A 19297-nucleotide genomic window follows, 5' to 3' on the forward strand; every position below is an offset into this window, starting at 1 on the left:
TCCAGTTCAACTTAAGGTCGAAGTTTATAGCATGCGTCATAGCTGCGCTAGATAAAAACTATAATTTATAACAAGATGGCACGATGGTGTTTCGTAGTTAACTTTAGATATCAGCATCAAGGCATTCATGTTTATCATGCATGTGTTTCTCATCATAACTCATCAAATATTCGGTCAGTTACTCATCTATTTCCATGGCCGAGAGCATAATATTATTAACCATATGCACATTATATTTTTCTTCGGCCATTTCCCGGGAGCGCTGGCCCATTTTACCAATCAGCTCTGGTTTGATAATGAATTGCTCCATAGCCGTGATTAACTCAGTCACCCCCTTAACCGGCACCAAAAAACCATTGTCACCTTCTATCACAGTTTCGCGACAGCCGGGCGCATCCGTAGTGATCACAGGCCTTCCCATGGCCATGGCCTCCAGCACGGTACGAGGCGTGCCTTCCCGATAAGAAGGCAACACATACACGCTACAACCCGCAATGGCCGGACGTACGTCACTCAGCTTACCCAAATACACTACTGTGCCCTGTTTAATCCAGGCATTCAGTTCCTGCTGAGATATGGCATCAGGATTATCGTCTATCCAGCCTACTAGCTGAAATTGCACCTGTGGGAAACGCTGCTTAACGCTGGCGGCGGCGAGAGCATATTCACGCACCCCCTTATCTCCCAGCAGACGAGCAATAAGCAAAAAGCACGGTGCATCCGGTAGTGGCGTCTGCTGATATTCCACCGTATCCACCCCGGATCCGTTCACAATACAAGACGGCACAGTCGCCGGCAGGATACCTTGTTGGCGAAAAAGCCCTTCATCATCCGGATTTTGAAAAAAGGCCTTGTCCACCCACCCCAAGGCACAGCGATACAACATCTGAACAAGAGCTTTAAGCAAGCCGCGCCGACCACTACAATTTTCACCGGTAAAGGCGTAACCCAGTCCGGTAACCAGGACAAAGCAACGCGGCACCCGCGCCAGCCTGGCCGCCAGCGAGCCATATATAACGGGCTTAACGGTATAGCCCAGCACGTAAGAGGGCTTTATCTTCCTCATCAGTCGGTAAAGCTCACATATGGTGCCCAAATCCACCACCGGATTTACCCCGGTGCGCTGCAAGCCAATGCTATGCACTGTTACATTTTTGGCGGTGAGCGCATGGTAAATAGCGTTGGTTTCGGCCAAATCCGGCACCGCCACATGCACATCCAACCCCTTGGCCAGCAGGACATCTATCAAAGGGCCACGGAATTTGATTAAGGAATCAGGGTAGCTCGCAATAAGGAGGAAAATGTCAACTTTCATCTATTATCCTTAACAACTCATCCGTTTTATCTTTCATCAAAGCAGCATTACCTTTTGACTCAACATTTAATCGGATAAGCGGCTCGGTGTTGGACAGCCTCAAGTTAAAGCGCCATTCACCCATATCAACAGATATGCCATCAACCTCTTCAAAATTCTGACAATGATTAGCATAGATTTTCCTAACCGCGCCTATCACTTTTTCAGGATTATGGAGCTCCCTGTTAATTTCACCAGAAGAGGGATATAAAGATACACGCTCATTAACAAGCGCTCCCATTTTTTTTCCACTTTCTGAAATCAGTTCAGCAACAAGAAGCCAAGGGATCATACCGCTGTCACAATAAGAAAAGTCTCTGAAATAGTGGTGAGCACTCATTTCACCACCGTATATGGCATCTTCCTGGCGCATTCGTTCCTTGATGAAGGCGTGCCCCGTTTTAGACTGTATGGCTTTGCCACCGCGCGAATTGACGATATCGACCGTGTTCCATGTAAGACGCGGATCATGAATAATCTTGCCGTCAGGCTCTTTTTTCAAAAAGGCTTCAGCCAACAGACCAACGATATAGTAGCCCTCGATAAAGCGACCATGCTCGTCAAAAAAAAAGCAGCGGTCGAAATCACCATCCCAGGCAACGCCCATATCGGCAATGTGTTTTTTCACCGCGTCTGCAGTCGCTGAGCGATTTTCCACCAATAAAGGATTGGGAATGCCATTAGGGAAATTGCCATCTGGCTCGTGGTGGATTTTGATGAGCTCTACCGGCGCACCACACCGTTTAAGGGCCTTTTCAATGGCATCCAGGGCCGGACCAGCAGCACCGTTACCAGAGTTAACAACCAGCTTCAATGGCTTTAACTTCTTCACATCGATATAGGAAAGCATATGATCCGCATAGGCATCCTTGATATCCACCGCACGGATAACGCCGCGTTTTCCTGAGTCTGTCCATGCCTGAGTTTCAGCAAGACGTTGAATGTCTCGAAGGCCGGAATCACCGGAAATGGGCCTACTTCTCTCCCTCACCAGTTTCATACCGTTATAGTCAATAGGATTATGGGAGGCAGTCACCTCAATGCCGCCGTCCGCATCCAGGTGTACTGTGCCAAAGTACACTTCTTCGGTACCGGACATGCCGAGATCCAGCACATCAGCACCGGCATCCATTAAGCCCTCAGCCAGTGCCGCTTTCAATGCTTCGCTGCTTAAGCGTACATCGCCGCCCACGACCACACGTCTTGGTCTAATTATTTCGCCATAGGCTCGGCCAATGCGGTAGGCAATGGCCTCATTAAGCTCATCACCCAGCTTGCCGCGAATATCGTACGCCTTGAAGCAGCTTAGTGTTTCCATATTCAAGCCCTGCCATATCTATCAGAAAACCGGATGATATCGTCCTCCCCCAGATAGCTGCCCGATTGAACCTCTATCATCTCTAGGGGAATTTTCCCCGGGTTTTCCAAGGCATGAACCACCCCCACCGGGATGTAGGTAGACTGATTTTCCGTAAGCAACACCTCTTTTTCACCATTGATGACCTTAGCTGTGCCTGAAACCACTATCCAATGCTCGGCCCTGTGATGGTGTATCTGGACAGACAGTTTCTCTCCGGGCTTTACGGTAATGTGTTTCACCTGATAGCGAGCACCGGCATCAATAGCATCGTATTTCCCCCAGGGTCGATACACCTCGCGATGTATATCTGGCTCGCCACGGCCAGCGCTCTTAAGCTGGCTCACGATATGCCTTACATCCCGTACTTTGTCTTTTGCAGCAACCAATACGGCATCTTTAGTTTCGATAACAACGGTATTCTCAATACCCACCGTTGCTACCAACCTGCTGCCGGCATAGACCAGATTATTGTCACTATCGTAAAGCAGTACATCGCCCTTAGTAACATTACCCTTGTCATCTTTTTCGCCAATATCCCAAAGTGCTGACCAAGAACCTACATCGCTCCAGCCTGCTTCCATGGGGACCACCACCGCATCTGTGGTTTTTTCCATTATTGCGTAATCAATGGAGTCTTCCGGACAGTTGGTAAAGGCCTCTTTATCGACCCTGATAAAATCCAGATCGGTCACGATACTGGCCATGGCTTTTTTGCAAGCCGCAAGGATGTCTGGGCGGCGAAGTCCCAGCTCCTCCAGATAACGGCTGGCACGGAACATGAACATACCGCTGTTCCAGTAGTAATCTCCGCTGGCCACATAACCTTTGGCTGTTGTCAGATCAGGCTTTTCAACAAATCTGGCAATGGTGTAGCTGGATTCGTCCGGCAATAACTCCCCACGCTTGATATAACCGTAGCCTGTCTCGGGAGCGGTAGGAACAATGCCAAAAGTAACCAGCTGGCCCTGTTCTGCTAACGGCAAGGCCTGCTTGACGGCATTGTCGAAGGCAGACTTGTTTTCAATCATGTGGTCGGAGGCCAGTATAAGCAAGATGGGATCATCACCGGCTTGCCGTGCCCTTAAAGCCGCCAGTGCTACCGCTGGCGCCGTGTTTCTCGCTGCGGGCTCAAGCAGGATGGCCGGCATTGGCGATAGCTGTCTTAGCTGCTCGGCTGCGATGAAACGATGGTCCTCGTTGCAAACAACAATAGCTGGCCCACAGGGAAGGCCCTGTAGCCGAGCCATGGTGGCATGAAGCATGGTTGTATTTCCCACCAAGGGTAAAAACTGCTTGGGATACATCGCCCTGGAAAGAGGCCAGAGCCGGCTGCCGGTACCACCGGCAAGAATCACAGGAATAATCATAGACAAACCATCCTTAACAAGAAAAACAGTTAAATAACTGTTCCTAATACCGCTACAGCGACCGAGTAACTCCCCCATACACGCCATGTGCTCGTCTTTGATGGCTCCATTCGCCACCCAGCAGAGGATCTGTTTAGCGATACCCGGCGCTACCTCGAGTTACCTACTATTCGGAAAATAGCTATTTAACGGCCATCGCAATCGAGATAAAAACAAAAACCATCAATCAACACCGTCTAAAACCAATGTATTTTTGACAATTCTAAACTTACCACTTTTTTCCCTTGGTATACTAGAAACACGCTCGAAATTGATTATCATACCTCCCCCCACTCGCTTCCTAATTTCATTTAAAAAGCGCCCCTCCTCCTTATCATCAAAATTTGAAGAGCAGACAATTTTGACTGTGATTTCATTCTCCTCAGATTGAGCAACTTGAAAACAAACAACCCCGTGTATATTTTTTGTACAGTTACTTATATTCCCAAGGTTAATTTTTCCATTTTCTGGCGACCATATAAAATCCGTACTCCTGCCATCAATACTTTCAACCACTTGATAAGGAGAGCCGCAAGGGCATCTGTAATCATCAGAAGCCAATTTAATTCTATCGCCAATTCTATAGCGAATTAATGGCATTCCATGTGTAGTAAATGATGTCACCAGGATTTCACCTTCTTTCGCTGGTTTCATTCCTTCGTCTACAACTTCAAAAAATCCACTTAGTGGATGAATGTGCATAGAGCCAGATTTACATTGAAGAATGAATGGAGCGCCTTCGGATGATGCATACTGGTCAACAATTTCACATCCCAAAACACTATAAATAACCTCACAATGATGAGGTAAAACAGTCTCAGCTGTCGAGAAAAACACTCTGACAATGCCTTTTGCTTTAAGACCTCTTTTTAAAGCAAAGCTACATAGATCATACACACTCGATGGGGACCCAACTATAAATTCAGGTTTAAAATCAAGAAAAGCGCGACAATAAATATCAAAATTATCCTCACTAATATGAAAGCTGGAAAAAAATCTTATTTTATTTATATAGTCATCGCGATAACATATTCCACGTCGCAAGTCTTTAGCTTTAACTAATGTTCTACCGCTAAACCAAGCCGTCTTCTTACCTAATTTATAACCATATTTTTCTCTAAAATGATCAAGCAAGGCAAAGCGTTCCTGCATGTCAGAGTAGGTATACACCACCTTCATCGATGCTCCTGTAGTTCCACCTGTATAACCGACTATAGCTTTTTTATCTGGCACTGTTCTAATCATTTCGAAATTATTGATAAGTTCCTCTTTTTCCAAAACGGGAAATTCACGCAATGCTTTCCCCTTAAATCTATTGTACCAATCAGACTCTGACGTGGCTTCTTCTAAAAACTTAGTCAATCGTGCATTAGCCTCTATTTCCACCGCCTTCTTTTCAGCGCTATCGAAGTCTGCATAATACTTCCTTAACGCTTTGTATATTCCCGCATGCCGTCTTTTATACAAAAGGCTATTGTATACACTAATAGCAATATTCTGAATTAACACCGGTGCATACTTTAAGATAAACTCCTTCATAAGGTTACATCCTCCTGATGTATATCTAATAGTAGCGATATTCACTGATGCGCTCACAGCTTAAAAACAACAAACTTTGAACAAGAAGCTAAAAATGAAACTCCATACAAACGATAAAATTCATACAAATCAACCCTTAAAAGTTCCCACTTTAGAAAGATGAATCTTTTTCCCTATAGCAAAATCCAAAAAAAACAACAACAAACCTATCGGCAAGTAGATAAGCGGAGGCTGCCATTCCTTCCTCAAGGTAATTCTAGACATCTTGAATCGCCACCAATTAATTGCGGCCCTGGCTTTCAACGCTAAAGGAGCGTGTGCTTTATACTTCATCTCCGTAACATAGAGAGTAGAATTCAATGACTTGTATCTATTTATTATGCTATTTGTACTTAAACCATCATCTTGATATTCACAAATATATCCATCATAATTTATAAACTTTGTATTAAATCGTTGAGCATACCAAATGTATAATGGAGCCTCAGCCATAAAGTTCTCACCTTTATATGATGGGAAAGAAAACCCCTCAAGACAGTCCTTATTAAAAACCTCAGCCTTATCACCCCTTACTTTAAAATTTGCTCTATCTAAAAAGTTATTGAGCCCCTCGGGATAACAATCACCAATGACTTGACCATTTTCATATACCCTCAAAAAAGAGAGCGAATGAAAAGTAAAATCATCTCGAGTTACCTCCGCTCTGATTATCTCGATGCAGTTATTACGAATCCAGTCGTCGCTATCCAAAACAAAAATCCATTTTCGTCCAGCCTCACTAAAACCAAGGTTCAGGGCTGTATGCTTTCCACCGTTTTGTTTTTTTATGTAGCGAACAGGAAATGGCGACCTCACTTTTAGCTCAGAAATCACCTCTTCGGTATTATCATCACTGCCATCATCAATAACTAGCCATTCGAAATCATGAGAAGTCTGTTCAAGCAGTGATTGAAATAGTCGCGGTAAGGTATGAGCCCTGTTATAAGTAGGCGTCAGAATGGTAACCATTGGAAGTACTCCTCATTATAATCCAGCATTAGTAGCGCATAAGAGGCCACAGCGATAGTAACAAGATAATTACGAGCACCATTTAAAACACTTGGAGAAAAAGACAAATAAAGCAAATAAGGAATAAGAAACCAGGAAAAAGCCGCCAATCTATCTGCATAAGGAATAAAGCACAATAGAAAGTATGAAATGGAGAGAAGACAGTAGATCTTAATAATATCATCACTCACGGCTGAGTTTGTTTTTTTTCTAACATAAAGAACAACAATTAGTGGAATAATAGTAAAAAAGGCAAAATCCAACCTAAAGCCAGATACATAATTCAACCTTATAAAACTACCACGCAGGAGATACTCACTGTCAAAGTACGTACCAAAGCCAAGATCGTTGACAATATCTTTAGGAATAAAAGCAGCAACAATGGACTCATTTAAGCCCACCATTGCTATAAGCATGCAGACACCAAGAGACCAGAGTACCCAACCAAGCTGTCGTTTTCTAAAAAAAAGGTACCAGGCCATAATGGCAAGTATGGAAATCCAAAAAGCCGAATGAAATAAGACAGAGGAAAATAACAGAATGAGACCTTTACCTGTCTTTTGCTTTTCTCTGTCCAGCAGACAAACCAACCCCCAGAGCATAAAGCCAGAGGCTATCCCCTGCTTGAAAATATTACCCAGACCGCTTAAATAAAAAGGGTAAAGCAGGTAAAGCATCATCAACACGGCGGAATCAAACCTGTCGAACCGCTCCCGAAAAGCAAGATACAAGGGCACCACGCAAAAAATATAAACCATCGAGTAAAAAAACGCCGAGTCTGTGCTTATTAATGCTGTCAGCCAGTTGAGCAAACCAAACCCTAATGGCACCCTATCGTAGCTAAGCAATTCACTAAAACTAAGATTTGCAATGGCGTTGAGCTCTAGCACATAACGCCAAGGATCCCCTACCGGCTCACGAAACACTAATACCATCCACAGCCAGAGCACGGATATGAATACGTAGACAACAATCCCTTCCCTGGCAATGCGGTTATCTTTCTTAAAAAACAAAACCAGAAAAACAACACAAATCAAGCTGTAAAATGAAAAGTTAAACAACATATCGATCAGCCATCCGTCTTGATTACCATCGCCAGTATAATTTCTTGAGAAATAAAACCGCTATAAAATGGTCTTATTTACCCCCTCACATAAAGTACTGCCATTAACGGGCTTCAACTAAAAATATGAAAAATAACGATGCTGCAGTAGCTATCCGGCACAACCTCGGTGCGGTTGTTGGTTGCTATCACCACAGGTACCCTTTAGGCCGTCAGTATTTTTCCAGCACGCTCAGCAGATTCAGGGTGTAATGGCGCCAACTGCACTCAGCGCGGGCCCGTTCCAGGCCCAAACGCCCCTGCTCGCTCACTTGCTCGGGCTTTGTGAGCAGCATGTCTAAATGTTTGCCAAAGGCCCGACTGTTATCCTGATCGATCAGCCAACCGCCACGCCCTTCTTGGATGGCATCGGGTATGCCGCCAGCCCTGGTGCCCACTACCGCCAATCCGGCAGCCTGGGCCTCGAGAAACACCATGCCAAAGCCCTCCACGCCACGTTGGGCCTTGTCTTCACGGGTGCAAAGCACAAAAAGGTCCGCTGCTCTATAAAGCAAGGGAAGGATTTCATCTGATACAAATCCCAACCAGCTGATGCACTCTTCCAGGCCTAGCTCGCTGGCCCGACGTTTGAGTGCATCCAGGTGGCTACCCTTACCCGCGACCACATAATGCAGGCGCTGGCGCTGCTCCACAGGCAAAGCAACCAGAGCATCCAGCACTACATCGTGCCCCTTGTAGTCATCGATGCGAGAAACACTCAGCAACAGGCTCTTGTGTTGGGGAAGGCCCAACCGCTCCTTGGCCTCGTTCTGTTTCAGTCCAATACTGAAACGTGCGATATCCACGCCAGGGTTTATCACGGTGGTTTTAGCATTGGGCGCTATAGCCCTAACCAGGCGTTCGGTATAGCGACTGTTGCAGATCACACAGCGGGCTGCAGCCAGCACCTTCTTGCGCAGCTGGGCTTTCAACCTGAATGTCAGTCCTTGGGGATACTGCATGACCTCATTGCCGTGGGCTAGTACATAAAGGTTTTTCCGCCCCAACAGCCAAGCAAGGGTCGCTTCCGGATTCCAAACGGTAGTGATGATCTTGCTCTTTTTCGGCCGTGAAAGCAGGTAACGAAGCAAGGCCAGCTCACGCCAGAGTTTTTTTCGCGGCAGCTCAACGGTGGCTAACTCGGGGCGGACCACCCCTTCCCTGATGGCGCTGCCGTCAAGGGTACAAACCTCTATCGCCAGCCCCTCAGCAGCAAGCCCCGAGGCAAATTCCGCCGTCAACCTGCTGATACCGCCATCATTAGGGGGATAGTCATAGCTCAAAAGAATAAGATTATTCATCATTACCACTCACCCTTTATCAATACCTGTAGCTAATAGCGCTACATCGACCGGGTAGCGCACGCAGACACGCCATGGATGACGGAAATACCGGAACGGCAGGAGCATTTCCGACCCTGGCACAGAGGATCTGCTTAGTGGTAGCGGGTCGCTGTCTCGAGTCACCCACTATTCGAAACAACTATTTATATCCAATAGCCAATATATGTTCAGACAGCAATCTTAACAGTGCATTCACGGCACAAATTAAAGAACAACTTCACTTGGACACCCACAGAAATGGAAGAACATCTTTCTTCAAGAAATCACGCATAAAAAACAAAGAAAAACAAATGTACGATACCAACCCAAAAAGCACCTTCAGCATCAGTATGAGCAGGAAATCCAATCCAAATTCTTCACAGACAAACTCAACAACCAAAACAGAAAATGCCATCAGCAGAAGACATGGAACAACAGGAAAAACACATAAAAGCGTTCCCTTGAGAGACAACCCCGAGGCTTTATGAGACGCCCAAACCGAGAGGGCGATTACACCAACCCCCATTACGATCCCATTGACCCTGGCAATTGCCAGCGTTCCCCACGGGGCCGAAAAATAAAAACAAACGCCAAGAATTAAACCAGCAGCCATATTAAAATAAAGGTAGGCTTTTGCCTTCCCGGCGGCAGTAAATAGCCAACTTGAAGCATTATTGAGTGGCTGCGCCACACTGATAATACTCAACCACATAAAAATGGGTACCGTAGGCTGCCACTGTGAACCATAGATTATAAAAACCATTTCATCGGCTGTTAGTGCCAACCCAAGAGCCATCGGACATCCAATAAATAAGGAAAGTTTCATGCCCTTTCTATATACAGAGGCAAAACGTTCTTGATCATCCTTTATCGCGGAGAGTGCAGACACCATCACCTTTGTCAAAACCCCCGAGCTCAGCACACTTGGCAACAACATCAAAAAATATGCCCTATTATAAAACCCAAGCTCTTCAGTCCCCCAATACTTGCCAACAAGAACACTATCCAAACTACAAGCCAAATAATTAAACAACCCACTTATAGCCATTAGGCCACCAAATGTGACTAACTTTCGCGTACCGACGTCCTGCCTTGGTGCCAAAATGGTAATACCACTCATGGGTAGAGCCAACAAGGCGCGAGCTGCGGCATTAACCAAGCTTTGAATCACCAAAGCCCAATAGCCGAAGCCCAAGAAAGCACTGACCAAGGCAGCAATGGCGCCAGCCATGATGGCGAATACTTCGATCTTGGCCGCTGTCTTGTAATTCATGGTGCGATTCAGCAGAGCGATGGGTTGGGCTGCAAAACCGCTCAGCAGGAAACCACCGCCAAGGGCGACTGTGATACCGACAAGTTCCTGTTCACCGTAAAAATCGGCTATGCCGGGAGCAGCCAATATGCAAAAACCCCAGAGCAATGCCCCAACACCGGTGTTTATCCAGAATAGGTTGCTGATTTGAGCCTTGCTCAACTGCTGGCTCTGGATGGTGGCCCAGCTCAACCCCATATCGGAAAATACCTGTAACAAGGCAGTGAGGGTGGCGACCATGCCCACCAAGCCGAAATCTCCAGGGCTCAGCAAACGGGCCAGCACCGCGGTAGTTCCCAGGCTTAGGACATTACGGGTAATGATCTGCAGGGCAGACCATTTGATGCCCTTGCGAGCCTTACTGGCAACATCGGCTTTATCAACACTTGCCACATAACCGTCTTCGGCCGGATACTTTATTTTTGTCATCAAGGCTTGACCCGAAAATTGAATATACCAAGGCATGGCCTTAGCAAGGCTTTTCCACTATGCCGTTATTCGCTTGCTTTCATCGCAGTGCCGCTGGTGCTCCATACAGTTGGCAACGCCGCATTGGCTTACCTGTTCTTCGGCTACCGCCTGAGCCCGCTCGGGGTTTGAGAGCATGTCAGCAGTTGAGCCAGGATATCGTTGATTGGCTCTCTTACCGCATCGTCTATCGATACCTCCGGCAGCAGTACAAACAGAGGCGTTTCCTACCAACGGGAGGCTCACCACACTGCATGGCCAAGGCCCTTAGCCAGGGCGGCCTCGGATATGCCGGCTGTTACTGTTTTTATTCTTTTAGGCGGGCGCTTGGCCAATGAGTAATAGAAAGGAAGCCTATCCCTGTGCCAAGCTACAGTTGAACATGACGATGTACATTTACAATACCATTCATTACCCGCCTAACATTAGACATTAAACAATACCCTTAATACTTCTTACATACCAAGGCATGGCTTTTCCGATACCGTCATAAATGCGGTAGCTGGGAATGTAACCCATTTTTTGCCGTGCTTTGCTGATATCAGCTTGGGAGTGACGAACATCACCGGCACGAAAATTTCGATAACCAGGGAATTTGTTATATGAAACCCCACAATCGGCCAAGGCTGATTTAAGAGCATAGAATAGGGAATTAAGTGTAATCCGCTCTCCTACGGCCACGTTGTAAACGTTGTTTTTTTCTTCATCCGATGCGGTGGCGGCCAAAATATTCATTTGCATCACATTTTCAATAAAACAGAAATCTCGACTTGTTTCACCATCGCCATTGATATAAACAGGCTCATCTTTTATCATCGCAGCCGTCCATATAGGAATCACTGCAGCATAGGCGCCATTAGGATCTTGACGCTTACCAAAAACATTAAAATAACGTAGACCAATACTGTTAAGGCCATATACTCTGGCAAACACCCCCGCATATAACTCGTTAACATATTTGGTGACCGCATAAGGTGACAGCGGTTTACCGATATTTCCTTCTCCCTTAGGTAAGGCTGGATGGTCTCCGTAGACGGAGCTGCTGGAAGCATAGGTAAAGCTTTTAACTCCTGCATCTCTAGCGGCAGCCAATATGGTTAAAAAACCGTTGATATTGACATCATTGGTGGTAAGAGGATCAATGATGCTACGAGGGACAGAGCCTAAGGCGGCTTGATGAAGAACGTAATCTACGTTAACCGCAAGATTTTTAGCCATAAACACCGCACTCTTGTCGCCTGACTTTTCATATAAACCAGGATAATGCATTGCACGCCGGCAATCGTCTTGGTTGCGTATATCACCTTCTATAAAATAGAAGCACGCCCACTGCTCCGGGCTAACCAGCTTTTTAACCTCATCCAGATTATGTTCATAACCGGTGGAGAAATTGTCTAACCCTACAACATACTGATTCAGTTTTAGCAAGGCTTCCAGTAAATTTGAGCCAATAAATCCGGCGACACCGGTAATGAGCCACACTTTAGGTTTGTTTTTAAGAGCTTGCTGGATTTGATCATAACGAGTCATAGGGATCCTTATTAGCGGCGAGCGCCTAAATAACTGTTCCTAATTGTGCTACAGAAATCAGGCTCGAACGCAGACTCACCGTAAATCCATCCTTGGGTGCTCCGCCGCACCGTCCCTGGCGCGGAGGGTCTGCTTATCGAATCCTGACTTCTGTCTCGATATGTAGCGGTATTTGTATCAGTTATTTAGCCAGTTCGGCGCTCGGCGCTCACAATCTGATATCAACATCCTCGGCACTCAATACATGCTTGAGGTCGTAAATCACATGCTCTGGCTTAGTGAAAGATTTAATACCACTGGCACCAAGTGTACAGAACTGATGATGAGCCACCGCCAGGATAACCGCATTATAAGTACCTGTAGTGGGTGCCAAGATAGGGGTTATGCCATATTCTTGTTCAGCTTCGCTTGCGTTTACCCAAGGGTCAAACACGTCTACATCTACCCCATAGTCTTTCAGCTCACGGATAATATCCACCACCTTAGTATTACGAATATCAGGGCAATTCTCTTTAAAAGTCAGCCCCAATACCAGCACCTTGGCACCATTGACGTGCATACGGCGCTTAAGCATTTCCTTCACCAGCTGAGACACCACATAGCGCCCCATACCGTCGTTGATACGGCGACCGGCAAGGATTACTTCCGGGTAGTAGCCAATGGCCTGAGCTTTATGGGTAAGGTAATAGGGATCTACCCCTATACAGTGCCCCCCTACCAAGCCGGGACGGAATGGTAAAAAATTCCATTTAGATCCCGACGCCTTAAGCACGGCTTCGGTATCTATTCCCATCTTATTAAAAATAACCGCCAGTTCGTTAATCAACGCAATATTCAGATCTCGCTGGGTATTCTCTATCACCTTGGCAGCTTCAGCCACCTTGATACTGCTGGCCTTATGGGTGCCGGCGGCAATAATGCTGCCATACAGCACATCGACAAAATCAGCTACCTCTTGGGTGGAGCCGGAAGTCACTTTTATTATGGTGTCTATCCTGTGCTCCTTATCACCCGGGTTGATCCTTTCAGGGCTGTAGCCGACAAAGAAGTCATCATTGAATTTAAGGCCGGATACCCGCTCCAGCACCGGCACGCAATCTTCTTCTGTGGCTCCTGGGTACACGGTAGATTCGTAAATGACAATGTCGTCTTTTTTTATAACACTGCCCACAATTTCAGAGGCCTTTTTCAGTGGAGTAAGATCAGGTTGATGATGCTTATCTATCGGAGTGGGCACGGCAACAATATAAACGGTCGCGACTCGCAACTCTTCTACTTCTGCACTATATATTAATTTATTTGCCAGCCCCAGCTCTTCCCTGCTCACCTCCAGGGTATGGTCTCGCCCCCCATGTAATTCATCCACCCTCTGTTTATTTATATCAAAACCAATAGTAGGGTATTGTTTTCCAAACTCTACTGCCAATGGTAGCCCTACATAACCTAAACCGATAACTGCAATACGAGTGTGTTCCGACAAAGTTTGCATGACAGCTCCATTAGCATGTGTTAACCATCAACCCCACAAATAAAAACATAACCAAAAGCAACAATTAAACATTTCAAAAAACATTAGAATTAAAAAACTTCAAGACGTAACCTTAAATAAAAAACACGCTACCGCCAATCGGGTTTTATTGGCTCACCCCAAGCAACCTTTAACTAATTACTAAAAACCCTGTGACCATCTTGCATCACATTATCACTCACCAACCACAGACCAATAAAAATACAATTCAAGAAATCAATTTTTCAACAAGACCTCAGAAAACAAAAATCGATTCAATCACCATAAGCAAACCGCAAGCCATTAAAAAAACAGTTAAAATCATGCTCTAAATGCAAAAATAACTGGCGAATATAACAAGTCAACAAGCACCTTCCACAACTCAATATCAGGCATCAGGCTTCAGTTTCTTGTGATCACCATAATATCCACTATACCCATAGCCATACTTGGTGGCCTTCTTCACATCAAGCTGATTGAGTACCACACCCTTTACCGGCGCCCCCACCTGCAGTAATTTACCGAGCCCAGACTGTGCAACCGGGATAGAGGTGGCGTCACTTTTCACCACAAAAATTACCGCGTTGGTATAGCGAGACAACAGCAAGGCATCGCTCACTCCCAGAGTAGGTGCCGTATCGATAATTATCCGCTCATACTGTGCGGCCAGCTGCTTCAGTACCCTGGAAAACGATTCGGATGATAACAATTCCTGAGGATTGGGCGGTACCGTGCCTGTAGTTATTATATCGAGACCGTCTCGTCGCAAGATACAGTCTTTCAAACCGGCACTACCGACGATCAAATTTGCCAGGCCCGGTGTACCTGCCGGTAAATCATAGATTTTGGCAATGGAAGGCCGGCGCATATCGGCATCAATCAGCAGGGTCTTTTCAATCTGTCCCAGCGCCATTGCCAGGTTGCTGGAAATAGATGTTTTGCCTTCACCTGGCAGACTCGAGGTTACCATGGTGATTTTGTAACTACGGTCCATGCTTGCAAGCACCAAGCTGGTGCGCAGGGAGCGTATCGATTCGGAAAATTCTGGGTTGGTGTCTTGCCTGAATAATTGTGTCAGTTTGCTTGGCTTACCCTTGACCAGGGGAACCACTCCCAGTACCGGCAGGTTTAGGTTATTTTCAACCTCTTCATCGCCCTTGAAGGTGCGGTCCAGTACCCCCAGTATAATTACAACGCCCACGGCAACAATCAAGGCAACCACAGAAGCCACCAGAACCAATGTTAATGTCTGGGGTTTAATCGCCCTCTTGGGTACCAATGCCCTGTCCACTACTCGGGCATTGACCGTATCCAGATCCTGGGTTGCCGTGGTTTCTTTCAGGCGGGTCATAAAGGTATCATACAAGGTGCGGTTGCTTTCTACCTCCCGCTGCAATTCACGTAAGCGAAACTCATTGCGGCTGATGCTCTGAACCTGTTCCTTGTTCTGCTCGAATGAACTTTGCAGGCCCCGCTCACTGGCCACCGCCAGTTGATAACTGTTTTTAATGGATGCCACCACCTGCTCTACCTGTGCCTTCAAATTGGCCCGGGCCGAGTTCAACTCGGTCTGAGCCACCACCATGGCCGGGTGTTTAGTGCCATAGCGGCGGGAAAGCTCCTGCACTTTGGCATTGGCAGTGGCTTCAGCCGCCTTGAACTGGGCCACAAGCGGATCTGCCATGACTGCCGGTACACTGGCCAACCGACGATAGCCAGCACCTTGCATCGTCATCAGCTGGTTATACTGACTCTCTGCCGCATTCCGCTCCTGGCGGGCATCGGTCAATTTGCCGCTGATGCCACTCAGCTCGGTGGCGCTGACGGTAGTGATACCTTCCAGATTCAACAGGTTTTCCTGCTCTAAAAATGCCTGCAGCCGGCTCTCGGACTCACTCAAGGTATTCTTTAGAGAAACCAGACGTTCATTCATCCAGTTGGTAGCGGTTTGGGTCATTTCCATCTTGGCTTCCAGCTGGCTTTCTATATAGCCATCGGCCAGTGCATTGGCCGCCAGTGCGGCGGTGCTGGCATCCGCCATGTCAGTACTGACCTCTATCAGCTGGGTCCGGCCCACTACCGCAACCGTCACTCGCCGCTGAAAATCCTCTACCACCTGATCGAAAATATCTATTTCACTTGGCCCTGACGGCTCTTCAAGCTGATCCGGATTGATGATGGGATTCAGCTTGCCCAACAAGGCCGACCAGTCAATCAAGGGTTCCGGCTGCTGGCGGGGATCAAACTCCGGATGAGTATCTAAGCCCAGATTACGCACTACCCGCTCGGCCAATGCCCTGGACTTGAGCAATTCAAACTGAGTTGCCAGATAATCATCACCGCCCTCAATGCCATAGATCTGCTCGATGGACAATACATTGGCTGCCTGATTTTCAAAAAGCAGCGTGGCCGTGGCCCGGTAAATGCGGGTCATATTAGATACCAGCAGTACCGCCAACATGGCCACTATCAGGGTAAAAGAAATAATGCTCCATATACGACAGGAAATGAAACGCCACAGCAGGCTCGGAGCCAATAGCTCTATTGAACCCTTTTCGTCACGACCGATACCGGAAAGTTTGATGATGTCCATTAGAAAAAACTCTCCTCTATGGTGATGATGTCACCGGGCATCACCTGGGTGTCAAGATTGGCCTTCCGGGATTTACGGTTTGGATCTTGGTCATGAATAATATAGAAAGCACTACGTGACGCCCGCTCGCTAAAGCCGCCGGCCAGCGCCACTGCCTTGCGCAGTGTCATACCGGGCTGGAATGGGTAACCACCAGGGTTGCGTACTTCGCCATTGACGTAGAATTCGCGATATTCGAGGATACTCACCGTGATCTTGGGATCGATCAGGTAACCATCCCTTAATCCTTTTATGAGCAGGTATTCCACATCTTTAACGGTTTTACCTTTGGCATTGACGGTTCCCAGGAAAGGGTAGGAGAAGGTGCTGGCATCGTTGAGTTGTATCCGGTCGAAACTCAGATCTGCTTCGCCAAATACACTGACACGGATCAGATCACCCGGGCCCAGGATATAGCGCGAGTCTATGTTTTGAGCCTGTGCTGCCCCGGCGGCCAGCCCCCAGGCCAATAGCGTGCACAGTATTCTTATCACCTTCATCATGTTAATTCCCTTTAAACGACTAACAAAGGTAAAACAGCCTCCGGCCTTATTAGAGAAGCAACCTTAGTCAAGATGGTATTCTCCTTGGTAAACATCAGATTACCTTTTATAACCATCTCTGGCTGCGATAGCCTTGTACCCCGCTACTGCTCCCTGGCCCAATCCATTTGAGCCGGTGGAGCGAAACAACCTTCGAGAGCAAGATGCTTCATAGGTAAAAGCATAGGATAAGTGTAAAACCCTTGCTGCAAAATCTGAGTGACGGCTACACAGGCACTCAGGACGGGATCGGTTTGTGCTAATTTTTACCTGTGACCTACACTAGGTTCAGGCGTCAAAGCCCATTTACATAGCTAACCGGTCGCTCAGCGCTGGGTGTTGTCCAGCTTGCTCACCTTTGCGGGACGTATAGGTTGCAGTTGTTCTAAAACCCGTTCTAGAGAGGACATCTACCAATGCGTAAAATATTTACCACTTTATCGCTGGCGGTGCTCCTCACTGCCGGACCCGCTTTTGCTGACCAAGTTGAGCTGGAGGCGCTGACCAAGGCCGGCGTTGTGCTAAATGTCGAGCAGAGCGGTGACATACTGAATGCCAGGGGGGAAGCCGACACCGCTGCCGCCATGGCAAAATTAGTCGGCTCGTGGGCCACCACCCGACCTGCGGATGAGGCAGCCGTTATGATCAAGGCTGCGGTCAACACCATGGTTAACATTCACCCAAGCATGGCCGAAGCCATTGTTTCTGCCACCTCAGCGGCACTAGCGGATTTTCCGCACTTGGTGGCGACAGTAGTGGAAGCGGCGGTAGCCGCCGCCCCCAATCAATCGAAGAGTATCGCCAATGCAGCCAAAACCTCGGTACCCGGCGCCTCACTGGCAATAGACAACGCGGTAAGCAATGCCTTGTCTTCCGTTATTTATAAGCAACAGAATTCACCACGGAACACGCCTCAACCGGAGAACAACAGGAATAGCAGAAACGACCCCGCCAGCCTAAGCTGACGATAGAAAACGGAGAAAAATACAGAAAAAATGCGCCATAGGCGCATTTTTATTGGGGGAGAACATGGGGGGAATGAGGAAGGTAAGAGGTCGCAGGCCATCAACCGTTATCGCGCCGAGGTCGAGGCGCCCACCGGGGGCGCCGCTCCTGCATCAAGCAAATCCCTCCGGGTTTTCCGCCTGCCAACGCCAGGTATCGGCCATCATCTCGGCAAGGCCGCGTTCGGCACGCCAGGAGAGCTCATGCTCCGCCTTGGCCGGATCGGCATAACACACGGCAATGTCGCCCGGCCGCCGGTCCACCAGCTCATAGGGTATCGACCTGCCCGAGGCCTGCTCAAACGCCGCGACCATTTCCAACACCGAATAGCCCTTGCCGGTGCCCAGATTATACACCAGCCAGCCGGACGCCTCGGCCAGCTTATCCAGCGCCTTTAAATGCCCCCGGGCCAAATCAACCACATGAATATAATCGCGCACGCCTGTGCCATCTTTGGTGGGATAATCGCTGCCGAACACCCTCAACCGCTCCAACCGACCCACCGCCACCTGGGCAATATAAGGCAGCAGGTTATTGGGAATGCCGTTGGGATTTTCCCCGATCAACCCGGAGATATGGGCACCCACAGGGTTAAAATAACGCAGCACCGCAATGCGCCAGCGCTCATCGGAGCGAGCCAGATCCTTAAGGATTTGTTCCACCATCAACTTGGAGGTGCCATACGGATTAGTGGTACCACCGGCAACAAAATCCTCGTTGATGGGCATGGTGGCCGGCTCACCATACACGGTGGCGGATGAGCTGAACACCAGCCGGAACACCCCGGCCCTGCGCATTTCGTCCACCAGCACCAGGGTACCGTTAATGTTGTTATCGTAATAGGCCAGCGGTTTGGCCACCGACTCGCCCACCGCCTTGAGCCCGGCAAAGTGCACCACGGCATGGATGGCGTGTTCGGAAAAAATGCGCTGCAGCAGGCTTCGATCGCGAATATCGCCGGCCACAAAGCTCACCGGCTGGCCGGTGATCCGCTCCACCCGTTTAAGCGACTCCGGCGACGAATTACATAAGTTATCCAGCACCACCACCTGCTGGCCGCTGCTCAGCAGCTCAACCAGGGTATGAGAACCAATATAGCCGGCGCCGCCGGTCACCAAAATCGTCATTACTGCTCCCTTTACTCACATTTTTGCTTGATAAACACTAGGAA

14 protein-coding genes are annotated in these 19297 nt (G+C 47.8%); 1 reads left to right on the forward strand and 13 read right to left on the reverse strand.

Translation table 11 applies throughout. The features are described from left to right. Positions 1-178: 178 nt before the first annotated feature. The 12 genes from ABD806_RS07125 to ABD806_RS07180 form a co-directional block, all read right to left on the reverse strand. Positions 179-1315, reverse strand: coding sequence for a glycosyltransferase family 4 protein (locus tag ABD806_RS07125; protein WP_344956217.1), 1137 nt, complete (start codon positions 1313-1315; stop codon positions 179-181). Then, positions 1305-2672: a phosphohexomutase domain-containing protein gene (locus ABD806_RS07130; protein WP_344956219.1), complete on the reverse strand. Its 1368-nt coding sequence runs from the start codon at positions 2670-2672 to the stop codon at positions 1305-1307. Before ABD806_RS07130 ends, ABD806_RS07125 begins: the two co-directional genes overlap by 11 nt. Positions 2673-2674: 2 nt before the next feature. After that, positions 2675-4081: a mannose-1-phosphate guanylyltransferase/mannose-6-phosphate isomerase gene (locus ABD806_RS07135; protein ID WP_344956221.1), complete on the reverse strand. Its 1407-nt coding sequence runs from the start codon at positions 4079-4081 to the stop codon at positions 2675-2677. Between the two features lie 222 nt (positions 4082-4303). Continuing rightward, a complete protein-coding gene (locus tag ABD806_RS07140) occupies positions 4304-5659 on the reverse strand; it encodes a phenylacetate--CoA ligase family protein (protein ID WP_344956223.1) in 1356 nt (451 codons plus the stop codon). Positions 5660-5788: 129 nt separating this feature from the next. Then, positions 5789-6667 (reverse strand): glycosyltransferase family 2 protein, encoded by an 879-nt coding sequence (locus tag ABD806_RS07145; protein ID WP_344956225.1) that lies wholly within the window; start codon positions 6665-6667, stop codon positions 5789-5791. Then, the gene (locus ABD806_RS07150; RefSeq protein WP_344956227.1) at positions 6652-7770 is read right to left on the reverse strand and encodes an EpsG family protein; all 1119 of its coding nucleotides are present in this window, start codon (positions 7768-7770) and stop codon (positions 6652-6654) included. The genes ABD806_RS07145 and ABD806_RS07150 overlap by 16 nt, the downstream gene beginning before the upstream one ends. 211 nt (positions 7771-7981) lie before the next feature. Then, the gene (locus ABD806_RS07155) at positions 7982-9112 is read right to left on the reverse strand and encodes a glycosyltransferase family 4 protein (protein WP_344956229.1); all 1131 of its coding nucleotides are present in this window, start codon (positions 9110-9112) and stop codon (positions 7982-7984) included. 256 nt (positions 9113-9368) lie between these two features. Next, entirely contained in the window at positions 9369-10907 is a 1539-nt protein-coding gene (locus tag ABD806_RS07160) for a lipopolysaccharide biosynthesis protein (RefSeq protein WP_344956231.1), read from the reverse strand. 435 nt (positions 10908-11342) lie between these two features. After that, positions 11343-12440, reverse strand: coding sequence for an NAD-dependent epimerase/dehydratase family protein (locus ABD806_RS07165; RefSeq protein WP_344956233.1), 1098 nt, complete (start codon positions 12438-12440; stop codon positions 11343-11345). Positions 12441-12648: 208 nt separating this feature from the next. Beyond that, on the reverse strand, positions 12649-13929 hold the full coding sequence (gene tviB / locus ABD806_RS07170; RefSeq protein ID WP_344956235.1) for a Vi polysaccharide biosynthesis UDP-N-acetylglucosamine C-6 dehydrogenase TviB: 1281 nt from the start codon (positions 13927-13929) through the stop codon (positions 12649-12651). Positions 13930-14335: 406 nt separating this feature from the next. Beyond that, positions 14336-16540, reverse strand: a complete 2205-nt coding sequence (locus ABD806_RS07175) for a GumC family protein (RefSeq protein ID WP_344956238.1) — start codon at positions 16538-16540, stop codon at positions 14336-14338. Further along, the gene (locus tag ABD806_RS07180) at positions 16540-17082 is read right to left on the reverse strand and encodes a polysaccharide biosynthesis/export family protein (RefSeq protein ID WP_344956240.1); all 543 of its coding nucleotides are present in this window, start codon (positions 17080-17082) and stop codon (positions 16540-16542) included. The genes ABD806_RS07175 and ABD806_RS07180 overlap by 1 nt, the downstream gene beginning before the upstream one ends. A 455-nt stretch (positions 17083-17537) precedes the next feature. Between ABD806_RS07180 and ABD806_RS07185 the strand changes: the two genes are divergently transcribed. Continuing rightward, positions 17538-18086 carry a hypothetical protein gene (locus ABD806_RS07185; protein ID WP_344956242.1) on the forward strand — a complete coding sequence of 183 codons (549 nt, stop codon included), beginning with the start codon at positions 17538-17540 and terminating at the stop codon, positions 18084-18086. Positions 18087-18239: 153 nt separating this feature from the next. Here ABD806_RS07185 and galE read toward each other — a convergent pair whose 3' ends face one another. Beyond that, a complete protein-coding gene (gene galE / locus ABD806_RS07190) occupies positions 18240-19253 on the reverse strand; it encodes a UDP-glucose 4-epimerase GalE (RefSeq protein ID WP_344956244.1) in 1014 nt (337 codons plus the stop codon). Positions 19254-19297 lie beyond the last annotated feature (44 nt).

The organism is Zobellella aerophila (assembly GCF_039539325.1).
In the GTDB taxonomy this organism is placed as follows: domain Bacteria; phylum Pseudomonadota; class Gammaproteobacteria; order Enterobacterales; family Aeromonadaceae; genus Oceanimonas; species Oceanimonas aerophila.

What these genes read in the sequence shown, in the direction of transcription:
- ABD806_RS07125 (WP_344956217.1), bottom strand. Translation starts at nt 1,315, where the DNA reads ATGAAAGTTGACATTTTCCTCCTTATTGCGAGCTACCCTGATTCCTTA.
- ABD806_RS07130 (WP_344956219.1), bottom strand. Translation starts at nt 2,672, where the DNA reads ATGGAAACACTAAGCTGCTTCAAGGCGTACGATATTCGCGGCAAGCTG.
- ABD806_RS07135 (WP_344956221.1), bottom strand. Translation starts at nt 4,081, where the DNA reads ATGATTATTCCTGTGATTCTTGCCGGTGGTACCGGCAGCCGGCTCTGG.
- ABD806_RS07140 (WP_344956223.1), bottom strand. Translation starts at nt 5,659, where the DNA reads ATGAAGGAGTTTATCTTAAAGTATGCACCGGTGTTAATTCAGAATATT.
- ABD806_RS07145 (WP_344956225.1), bottom strand. Translation starts at nt 6,667, where the DNA reads ATGGTTACCATTCTGACGCCTACTTATAACAGGGCTCATACCTTACCG.
- ABD806_RS07150 (WP_344956227.1), bottom strand. Translation starts at nt 7,770, where the DNA reads ATGTTGTTTAACTTTTCATTTTACAGCTTGATTTGTGTTGTTTTTCTG.
- ABD806_RS07155 (WP_344956229.1), bottom strand. Translation starts at nt 9,112, where the DNA reads ATGATGAATAATCTTATTCTTTTGAGCTATGACTATCCCCCTAATGAT.
- ABD806_RS07160 (WP_344956231.1), bottom strand. Translation starts at nt 10,907, where the DNA reads ATGCCTTGGTATATTCAATTTTCGGGTCAAGCCTTGATGACAAAAATA.
- ABD806_RS07165 (WP_344956233.1), bottom strand. Translation starts at nt 12,440, where the DNA reads ATGACTCGTTATGATCAAATCCAGCAAGCTCTTAAAAACAAACCTAAA.
- tviB (WP_344956235.1), bottom strand. Translation starts at nt 13,929, where the DNA reads ATGCAAACTTTGTCGGAACACACTCGTATTGCAGTTATCGGTTTAGGT.
- ABD806_RS07175 (WP_344956238.1), bottom strand. Translation starts at nt 16,540, where the DNA reads ATGGACATCATCAAACTTTCCGGTATCGGTCGTGACGAAAAGGGTTCA.
- ABD806_RS07180 (WP_344956240.1), bottom strand. Translation starts at nt 17,082, where the DNA reads ATGATGAAGGTGATAAGAATACTGTGCACGCTATTGGCCTGGGGGCTG.
- ABD806_RS07185 (WP_344956242.1), top strand. Translation starts at nt 17,538, where the DNA reads ATGCGTAAAATATTTACCACTTTATCGCTGGCGGTGCTCCTCACTGCC.
- galE (WP_344956244.1), bottom strand. Translation starts at nt 19,253, where the DNA reads ATGACGATTTTGGTGACCGGCGGCGCCGGCTATATTGGTTCTCATACC.